Origin of the sequence: Aeromicrobium sp. (genome assembly GCF_025965075.1) — a bacterium.
Classification (GTDB): Bacteria; Actinomycetota; Actinomycetes; order Propionibacteriales; family Nocardioidaceae; genus Aeromicrobium.
This window is the reverse complement of record NZ_JAOPXQ010000105.1, coordinates 1-7,183: the sequence shown is the minus strand read 5'-3', so window position 1 is coordinate 7,183 and position 7,183 is coordinate 1. Positions and strand designations below refer to the sequence as shown.

Here is a 7,183-nt window from a genome sequence, read left to right as displayed (position 1 = left end):
CGGGCCGACAAGAAGTACGGCAAGGCGATCGGCTTCCGCTACCACGACGGCAAGCCTGGCATCATCGAAGGACTCCTGTCCCGGGGCGACCGCCGCGTCGGCAAGGTCATCGAGGCGGTGTGGCGCGACGGTGGCCGGTTCGACGGCTGGAGCGAGCACTTCTCGTACGAGCGCTGGGCGGCCAAGACCGAGGAAGCCCTGGCCGACGAGCCGGTCGACCTCGACTGGTACACGGTCCGCGAGCGCGAGTACGCCGAGGTGCTTCCCTGGGACCACCTCGATGCAGGCCTCGACCGCGACTGGTTGTGGGAGGACTGGCAGGACGCGCTCGACCCCTCGGGGGCGCTGGAGGTCGAGGACTGCCGCTGGACCCCGTGCTTCGACTGCGGCGTCTGCCCGCAGATGGACACCGAGATCCAGATCGGCCCCACCGGCAAGACCCTGCTGCCGCTCAGCGTCGTCTGACCCCGCCGGCGGTTTACCACGGTCCCTGAGCAACCTGGCGCGTACCGCAGGAAACTTCCCGCGGTACGCGCCAGCTTGCTCTGGGGGAACGCCGGAGGGCGTCGGTTTGCTGCGGGACCGTGGTAAACCGACCTCGGAGGGGGTGAGGTAGCCCGGGCGGGATCTGAGGTAGCGGCCGCGCGCAGGTTACGCCGTTCGTCCGATGTGGGGGCACTGCCTCAGCGAGGAATGTCGTGCATGACGAAAGGAACACATCATGTACAACGACTTCATCGCCCAGGTGGACACCCAGCAGCACGAGCGTGAGCTCACCGAGCGCCTCGAGCGCCGGCGGATCGCCGCGGAGCACGCGGTGCAGGAGCACGGTGGGCGCCTCGCGTTCGTCGCGCACCTCGCCCGCCAGGCCCGTGCGACCCGCGCCGTCGCGACCCGCCCGGTCGGTTGCTGACCCCTAGTCGCGCGGTCCGGTCCTGCTTCCGAGGGAGTCCTCGAGCATGACGGGCCGCGCGACGATCGTGCCGAACACGGCGATGAACGCCGGCAGCACGATCAGCGCGATCAACGGCACGGTCCACGACCCGGTCAGGTCGTGCAGGGCGCCGACGCCGAACGGGCCGAGGCCGGCGATCAGGTAGCCGACGCCCTGCGTCGCGACCGACAGCGCTGCGGTGCCGGCCGTCGTGCGGGTGCGGCGGGCGATCATCGTCAGGGTCCAGGTGAACGCCCCGCCGCCGAGCCCCAGCAGCAGCGCCCACAGCCACGGGACCGTCGACGGTGCCAGCAGCACGCCGAGCCACCCCGCCGCAGTGACCGCGGAGAAGGCCCACGGCAGGTACGGCCGGTCGCCGACCAGACCGATCAACCACGGCAGCGCGAGGGTCAACGGGATGCCGACCGCGCTGATGAGGCCCAGCAGGACCCCGGCGTAGCCGTCCGAGACGCCACCGTCGGTGAGGATCTCGGCGAACCAGCCGAACTGGGCGTAGGCCCCCGCGGACTGCGCCGTGAAGACCAGGACCATGGCCCACGCGACCGGCGAGCGCGCGATGTCCCGCAGCGCCAGCCGCTCGCTCGTCGTCGGACCGGCGTGGACGTCGCGGCGCAGCAGCACGAGCCACGGGACGAGGGCGACCGCCGCGACGACCGCCCACAGCCCGATCCCGGCCCGCCAGCCGCCGAACGCGTCGGACAGCGGCACCGTGGCGACCGAGGCTGTCGCGGCGCCGGCCATCAGCGCGGCCCCGTAGAACGAGCTCACGAGCGGGATCCGGTCGGGGAAGTGCGCCTTGACCAGCGGCGGGAGGATCACGTTGCCGACCGCGGCGCCGGCCAGCGCGACGATGCTGCACAGGAGGAACAACGCCCCGTCGTGGACCACGGCGCGGCTGGCGAGTCCCGCCAGCACCAGCACCAGCACCAGCGCGGCGGCCCGGTGGAGCCCCAGGCGGCGTACCGCCCCGGCCGAGCCGACCCCGAACACCGCGAAGCACACGACGGGCAGCGTCGTCAGGACCCCACCGACCGTCGTGCTCATCCCCAGGTCGTCACGGACCGACTCGAGCACGACGCCGATGCTGCCGACCGCGACCCGCAGGTTGGCGGCGAGCAGGACGATCGCGGTGCCGACGAGCCAGCGGCCGACGAGGGTCGGGGCGGGGGGAGCAGACGTCACGTGCCCATTGTGGTGCGTCGAGGCGCGGGTAGCCTCGACGGGTGACGACCCTCGAGGGAACCCCCAATCCCGAAGCCCCCAACCCGCAGCTGCCGATCGTGCAGAAGCTGCGGATCCGGTACGCCAAGCGTGGCCGGCTGCGGTTCACGAGCCACCGGGACTTCGCCCGCGCGTTCGAGCGGGCGGTCCGGCGGGCGGCTATCCCGATCGGCTTCTCCTCCGGCTTCACCCCGCACCCCAAGATCTCGTACGCCAACGCGTCTCCCACCGGTGCGGCGAGCGAGGCGGAGTACCTCGAGATCGGCATGACCCGTCCGTGCGACCCCGACCAGGTCCGGGAGGCCCTCGACTCGGCCCTGCCCGACGGCATCGACATCGTCGAGGTCGTCGTCGCGAAGCCCGGCGCGCTGGCCGACCGCCTGCAGGGCAGCTCGTGGGAGATCGCGCTGCCCGGTGTCACCGCCGAGCACGCGCAGTCCGCCGTCGACGGCTTCCTCGCGGCAGAGGAGGTCCTGATCGAGCGGATGATGAAGCGCGGGTTGCGTACGCTCGACTGCCGCGCCGCGGTGCTGGGCCTCTCGGTGCGTTCCGACGAGACCCCGATGGGGCCGTGTGCGATACTGGCAGTGGTTGTGCGACACGACACACCGTCGATACGACCAGACGACGTTCTCGCCGGACTCCGTTCGAGCGGGGGTCTCGAGCTCGAGCAGACGCCCATCGCGACTCGCTTGGCCCAGGGCCCTCTGGACACGGAGCTCGGCACGGTTGGCGATCCACTTGCCTTCGACCGCGACGCATCCTGATCGGGTGCCGACCGCGGCGGCAGGTGTGGGAGTCGATGTGACAAGCCGAGGTTCGTCGTCAACCCCCGGCGCGTGGCGCCGGGGTTGACCGAAGGCTTCAGGTCCGCCCGCCGGACCGCATACGTGCCCCGGGCCGAGAATGTCCGGCCCAGGGCGAAGGAGAGCGCATGCTCGACGACAACGACACACCCACAGCTGAATCCACCGAGGCGCCCACGACCCGCCGTCGTGCCGCCGGCCGACCGGCGGGACCGCCCGCCGCCGTGAGCTTCGCGGCTCCCGTCGCCCCGGCCAAGGCCCCCCGGGCCAAGGCCGAGCCGAAGCAGGCCGAGCCCCAGCAGGCCGACCGGCGGGCCGCGGACGACACCTCGGCCGCCCAGGACGCCCCGGCCAAGAAGGCGCCGGCCCGTCGGGCCACCCGCAAGGCAGCCGCCCCCGCGGGCCCGCCCGCCGATGTCGCCCCGGCCACGGACGAGGTGGACGAGGACGAGGTCGACGAGACCGCGGACGACAGCGCCGCGACGACCACCACGGCGACCTCGGCCGCACCGACGTTCGCGACGGCGGCGATGTTCAAGGCTCCCGAGCCGGGACTCGCTCCGGCCCGGACCAAGCCCGCGCCGGCCGACACCGAGCAGGCCGACGTCGATGACGACGCCGACGAGGACGACGACGACCCGGACGCGCCGCGACGCCGTCGCCGCAGCCGCGGTGGCCGCCGTCGCCGCAAGGGTGAGGGCGACTCCGACGACACCGCAGCGGACTCCGACGACGACACCGAGGACGACGGCAACGGCGGCACCCGCCGACGCCGTCGCCGGGCCCGGGCCGGCGAGGGTGCCGACGCGCACCCCGACGACCCCGAGAACACCGTGGTCCGCGTCCGCAGCGGCCGCACCGCCGAGGACGAGATCACCGGCGTCGCCGGCTCGACCCGGCTCGAGGCCAAGAAGCAGCGCCGCCGCGAGGGCCGCGAGGCCGGACGCCGTCGCGCGCCGATCGTCTCCGAGGCCGAGTTCCTCGCCCGCCGCGAGTCGGTCAAGCGCGAGATGGTCGTGCGCCAGCGCGACGACTACACGCAGATCGCCGTGATCGAGGACAACGTCCTCGTCGAGCACTACGTCGCCCGCGAGTCGCAGGTCTCGATCATCGGCAACGTCTACCTCGGCAAGGTCCAGAACGTCCTGCCCAGCATGGAGGCCGCCTTCGTCGACATCGGCGCGGGCCGCAACGCCGTCCTGTACGCCGGCGAGGTCGACTGGACGACGCTGGGCAACGGCAAGCAGCGCAAGATCGAGGACGCCCTCACGCCGGGCCAGACGATCCTGGTCCAGGTCTCGAAGGACCCCATCGGCCAGAAGGGCGCCCGCCTGACGAGCCAGATCAGTCTTCCGGGCCGCTTCCTGGTGCTCGTGCCGGGCGGTCAGACCAGCGGCATCTCCCGCAAGCTCCCCGACAACGAGCGCGCGCGGCTCAAGGCCCTCCTCAAGGAGGTCCTGCCGGACAACACCGGCGTCATCGTCCGGACCGCCGCCGAGGGCGCGACAGAGGAGCAGCTGACCCGCGACGTCACGGCGCTGACCGCCCGCTGGGAGGTCATCGAGGGCAAGGTCAAGGCCGGCAAGGCCCCCGAGCTGCTCTACTCCGAGCCCGACCTGATGATCAAGGTCGTCCGCGACCTGTTCAACGAGGACTTCCAGGGCCTCGTCGTCGAGGGCGACGACTCCTGGGACATGATCAAGGGCTACATCGACCACGTGGCCCCCGACCTGTCCGACCGGGTCAGGCGCTGGGACGACAAGGAGCAGGACGCCTTCACGGCATACCGCCTCGACGAGCAGATCCACAAGGCGCTGGACCGCAAGGTCTTCCTGCCGTCGGGCGGCTCGCTCGTGATCGACCGCACCGAGGCCATGACGGTCGTCGACGTCAACACCGGCAAGTACACCGGCTCGGGCGGCAACCTCGAGGAGACCGTCACCAAGAACAACCTCGAGGCCGCCGAGGAGGTCGTCCGCCAGCTCCGCCTGCGCGACATCGGCGGCATCATCGTCGTCGACTTCATCGACATGGTCCTCGAGAGCAACCGCGAGCTCGTGCTCCGACGCCTCGTCGAGTGCCTGGGTCGTGACCGCACGCGTCACCAGGTCGCCGAGGTGACCTCGCTGGGCCTGGTCCAGATGACCCGCAAGCGGATCGGCACGGGCCTGCTCGAGTCGTTCAGTGTCGACTGCGACCACTGCCACGGCCGTGGCGTCGTGATTCAGGACACGCCCGTGGAGCCCAAGAAGGACGAGCAGCGGCGCGGCAGCCGCGGCGGACGCGGCAACACCGGCGGCGGTCGCGGCAACGACAACGGCGGCGGCAACCGGGGCGGCGGTGGCGGCAACCAGGGCAACGGTGGGGCCAACGCCCCCCGCGGTCCCAAGCCCGAGGAGCCCAAGCCGACCGAGCCCAAGCCGGCCGAGTCGCAGCCCGTTCAGGCGCAGATCACGGACGACACCGCCTCCCAGCAGCCCGTCGCCGAGACCCCGGCACCGCCCACTCCCGCGGTCGACACGCCGGTGGTCGACAAGCCGTCGGCGGACGCCCAGGCGCCCGCCGAGCAGGCACCCACGACCCGTCGGGGCTCGCGCAAGCGTGGCTCCGCGTCCAAGCCAGCCGGTCCGCCGGCGTCCGCCGAGGCACCCTCCGCAGCCGCGGAGAGCACCCCGTCGGAGACCCCCGTTTTGACCAGCGAGGGTCAGGCTCCGTAAACTAGTTCCTCGGTGCGCTCTGCGCGCCGTTCTCGCGCGTCCCACTCCTGTGTGGGCCGTGCCCCAGAGCTGAAATGAGTGAGGATTCCCGTGGTGTACGCAATCGTGCGCAGTGGCGGCAACCAGCAGAAGGTTGCTGTCGGCGACGTCATCCAGATCGACAAGGTCGTCCAGGCCGAGGGCGACACGCTCTCCCTGCCTGCCGTTCTCTTCGTCGATGGCGACAACGTGACGGCAGATGCCGACGCGCTGGCCAAGATCACGGTGACCGCTGAGGTCGTCGGCGATGCCAAGGGCCCGAAGATCGTCATCCAGAAGTACAAGAACAAGACCGGCTACAAGAAGCGTCAGGGTCACCGTCAGAAGTACACCCAGGTGAAGATCACCGGGATCGACAAGTAGGGGACTGAGCAGATGGCACACAAAAAGGGCGCAGCCTCCACCAAGAACGGCCGCGATTCAAATGCACAGCGCCTCGGCGTGAAGCGCTTCGGCGGACAGCTCGTCAACGCCGGCGAGATCATCGTCCGTCAGCGTGGGACGCACTTCCACCCGGGCACCAACGTCGGCCGCGGTGGCGACGACACGCTGTTCGCGCTGTCGGCGGGCTCGGTCGAGTTCGGCCGTCGTCGTGGACGCAAGGTCGTCAACATCGTCCCGGCCACTGTCCTCGCGGGTAGTCCGGCCGAGTAGCACCAGCGAACACGCTTCCCTCGAAGGGGCCGTCCGCCGCTGCGGGCTGGCCCCTTCGTCCCATTTTCAGGCAACACGCAACCGCCCTCACGGGCCCGTACGGAAGGAGCGGCCGATGGCTGTCCCCAGCTTCGTCGACAAGGTGACGCTCCACGTCGCGGGCGGGTCCGGTGGCGACGGTGTCGCCTCGGTCCACCGCGAGAAGTTCAAGCCCCTCGGTGGTCCCGACGGCGGCAACGGCGGCAACGGCGGTGACGTGATCCTGCAGGTCGGCGCCGATGTCACGACCCTCATCGACTACCACCACGAGCCCCACCGTCGCGGCACCAACGGCGCCCCCGGTGCCGGCAGCAACCGCAGCGGCAGCGCCGGCGAGGACCTGGTCCTCCGGGTCCCCGACGGCACCGTCGTCCGCGACGAGTCCGGTGAGGTCCTGGCCGACCTGATCGGCCCGGGCACCGAGCTCGTCATCGCCGCCGGCGGTCGCGGCGGTCTCGGCAACTCCGCCCTGGCCTCGTCCAAGCGCAAGGCCCCCGGCTTCGCGCTCAAGGGCGAGCCCGGCGACGAGCTGACCATCACGCTCGAGCTCAAGGTCGTGGCGGACATCGGCCTGATCGGCTTCCCGAGCGCCGGCAAGTCGAGCCTCATCGCCTCGCTGTCGCGGGCCCGGCCCAAGATCGCCGACTACCCGTTCACGACGCTGGTCCCCAACCTCGGCGTCGTCACTGCGGGCTCGACGACGTTCACCGTCGCCGACGTCCCCGGCCTGATCGAAGGGGCCAGCGAGGGCC

General features: G+C 71.4%; 7 protein-coding genes and 1 pseudogene. 7 read left to right on the top strand and 1 reads right to left on the bottom strand.

The genetic code is table 11. The annotated features are described in order from the left end of the window. Both JWQ91_RS07015 and JWQ91_RS07010 read left to right on the top strand, forming a co-directional pair. Window positions 1-465, top strand: a pseudogene (locus JWQ91_RS07015) (B12-binding domain-containing radical SAM protein); the annotation flags it as partial. Between the two features lie 256 nt (window positions 466-721). Further along, window positions 722-913, top strand: coding sequence for a hypothetical protein (locus JWQ91_RS07010; RefSeq protein WP_297782146.1), 192 nt, complete (start codon window positions 722-724; stop codon window positions 911-913). Between the two features lie 3 nt (window positions 914-916). Here the strand turns inward: JWQ91_RS07010 and JWQ91_RS07005 are convergent, their stop codons facing one another. Next, on the bottom strand, window positions 917-2,137 hold the full coding sequence (locus tag JWQ91_RS07005; protein WP_297782145.1) for an MFS transporter: 1,221 nt from the start codon (window positions 2,135-2,137) through the stop codon (window positions 917-919). A gap of 41 nt (window positions 2,138-2,178) precedes the next feature. Between JWQ91_RS07005 and JWQ91_RS07000 the strand changes: the two genes are divergently transcribed. The 5 genes from JWQ91_RS07000 to obgE form a co-directional block, all read left to right on the top strand. Beyond that, complete coding sequence (locus JWQ91_RS07000; RefSeq protein WP_297782144.1) at window positions 2,179-2,943, top strand: TIGR03936 family radical SAM-associated protein; 765 nt, start codon at window positions 2,179-2,181, stop codon at window positions 2,941-2,943. A gap of 167 nt (window positions 2,944-3,110) precedes the next feature. Further along, window positions 3,111-5,699 carry an Rne/Rng family ribonuclease gene (locus JWQ91_RS06995; protein WP_297782143.1) on the top strand — a complete coding sequence of 863 codons (2,589 nt, stop codon included), beginning with the start codon at window positions 3,111-3,113 and terminating at the stop codon, window positions 5,697-5,699. A gap of 93 nt (window positions 5,700-5,792) precedes the next feature. Next, window positions 5,793-6,101, top strand: a complete 309-nt coding sequence (gene rplU / locus JWQ91_RS06990; RefSeq protein ID WP_297782142.1) for a 50S ribosomal protein L21 — start codon at window positions 5,793-5,795, stop codon at window positions 6,099-6,101. Window positions 6,102-6,113: 12 nt separating this feature from the next. Further along, a complete protein-coding gene (gene rpmA / locus JWQ91_RS06985; RefSeq protein ID WP_297782141.1) occupies window positions 6,114-6,392 on the top strand; it encodes a 50S ribosomal protein L27 in 279 nt (92 codons plus the stop codon). A 115-nt stretch (window positions 6,393-6,507) separates the two neighbouring features. Further along, on the top strand, window positions 6,508-7,183 hold a 676-nt coding region (gene obgE / locus JWQ91_RS06980; RefSeq protein ID WP_297782140.1), incomplete at its 3' end, for a GTPase ObgE.

Excerpts from the sequence above, each read along its gene's own strand:
- JWQ91_RS07010 (WP_297782146.1), top strand. The coding sequence starts at position 722 with ATGTACAACGACTTCATCGCCCAGGTGGACACCCAGCAGCACGAGCGT.
- JWQ91_RS06995 (WP_297782143.1), top strand. The coding sequence starts at position 3,111 with ATGCTCGACGACAACGACACACCCACAGCTGAATCCACCGAGGCGCCC.
- rpmA (WP_297782141.1), top strand. The coding sequence starts at position 6,114 with ATGGCACACAAAAAGGGCGCAGCCTCCACCAAGAACGGCCGCGATTCA.